Origin of the sequence: Caballeronia sp., from assembly GCF_049581465.1 — a bacterium.
Taxonomy (GTDB): Bacteria; Pseudomonadota; Gammaproteobacteria; order Burkholderiales; family Burkholderiaceae; genus Caballeronia.
Genome location: NZ_JBAUSA010000039.1, coordinates 1 through 1564, shown reverse-complemented (window position 1 = coordinate 1564; position 1564 = coordinate 1). Strand labels below are relative to the sequence as shown.

At 58.4% G+C, this 1564-nt stretch carries 2 protein-coding genes and 1 pseudogene; all 3 read right to left on the bottom strand.

The features are described from left to right. Positions 1–331 (bottom strand): S1 RNA-binding domain-containing protein (locus tag WCA53_RS00810; protein ID WP_423904296.1); only part of this gene is annotated, 331 nt, incomplete at its 3' end. Between the two features lie 196 nt (positions 332–527). Then, on the bottom strand, positions 528–1208 hold the full coding sequence (gene cmk / locus WCA53_RS00805) for a (d)CMP kinase (protein WP_423904293.1): 681 nt from the start codon (positions 1206–1208) through the stop codon (positions 528–530). 64 nt (positions 1209–1272) lie between these two features. Further along, positions 1273–1564: pseudogene (locus tag WCA53_RS00800) on the bottom strand (3-phosphoshikimate 1-carboxyvinyltransferase); the annotation flags it as partial.

Genomic DNA, 1564 nt, shown 5'->3' with positions numbered 1-1564 from the left:
GGGCCTTTTCCAGCGACAGCCACGAAGCCAGACGCTTCGCCTTGTCGCGCGACAGGATGGTGTCGCCATATCCGTTTTCCAGCGCGTCGATCGCGACAGAAACGAAATCGCCCGCCTGCACTTCTACCTCGCCCGCGTCGTTCAGGAATTCTTCGAGCGGAATGTAGGCTTCGGATTTGAGACCAGCGTTCACGACCACGAAATTGTGGTCGACGCGCACGACTTCGGCGGAGATAACTTCTCCCGCACGCATGTCCTGCTTGGTCAACGACTCTTCAAACAGAGCCGCAAAAGATTCGGTAATCGGGGTAGATGTTTGCAGGTCGGACATAAAAATCGATAGTTGCGCGGCTACTTCGCGATGCCTGCCCGAAACTATAACGGGCCAATGGCAAAAAAGGCGAACGCCACACGGGGTTGAGGGGTGAACACACGCTCCATGTTTCTCATGGAGCACCAAACGCGTATCTGCATCTACAGCTTCGCCGGCGAAACGTCGGCTCTCTCAACAACAAACGCACAACGAACTACACGGGAATCGCTTTATACCAGCCGATGATCTGTTCGACAGCCTGGTCGACGGATAGCCCGGAGGTGTCCAGCGTCTTCGCGTCCGCTGCAGGCTTGAGCGGTGCGGCTACGCGATTGGTATCACGTAGATCGCGCTCGCGCAAATCGTGCAGCAAGTCTTCCATGTTAGCAGAAAAGCCTTTTTGTATCAATTGCTTATGTCGGCGGGCTGCGCGCGCTTCTACGCTGGCGGTAAGGAACACCTTCAGCGTTGCTTCGGGAAAAATGACAGTGCCCATGTCGCGGCCATCGGCAACGAGGCCCGGAAGCTTCCGAAAAGCCCGCTGGCGTGCAATCAGCGCCGTCCGAACCTGTGCGTGCACCGCGATTGCAGACGCACGATTACCTATATTTTCAGCACGAATTTCCGCCGATACGTCCACGCCGTCAAGTTGCGCGCAACCTTCGCGGAAGGTGATATGGAGGGTAGCGACGAGATCTGCGAGCGCGTCACCGTCGTCCGGATCGACGCAGTAACGTGCGCTTGCGAGCGCCGTCAGCCTGTACAACGCACCGCTATCGAGAAGGTGAAAACCGAGCGTGGCGGCGACCAGCGCTGCAACCGTGCCCTTGCCCGAAGCGGTCGGGCCGTCAATCGTAATAACCGGAGTCTGGTGGAACGGACGGGTCGGTTTCATCGGAGACGTCCGGATCGGCGCAACACGGTGCGTGGCTGAGGTTTGTTCATATTATTAGCGCTCGTCACGTTTTCGCGAGCGTCGCGAAACGGTCAAAGTAATCAGGGAAGGTCTTGGCGACGCATTTCGGGTCGTTGATCCGTACCGGCACGCCGCCCAGACTAACAAGCGAAAAACACATGGCCATGCGGTGGTCGTCGTAGGTATCGATGGCGGCGTTGGGCGTCAATGTGTCCGGCGGCGTGACCACCAGGTAGTCCGCGCCCTCCTCAACGGTCGCGCCGACCTTGCGCAATTCCGTGGCCATCGCCGCGATACGATCGGTTTCCTTCACGCGCCAGCTCGCGATATTGCGC

Coding starts and splice junctions, on each gene's coding strand:
- cmk (WP_423904293.1), bottom strand. CDS start 1,208: ATGAAACCGACCCGTCCGTTCCACCAGACTCCGGTTATTACGATTGAC.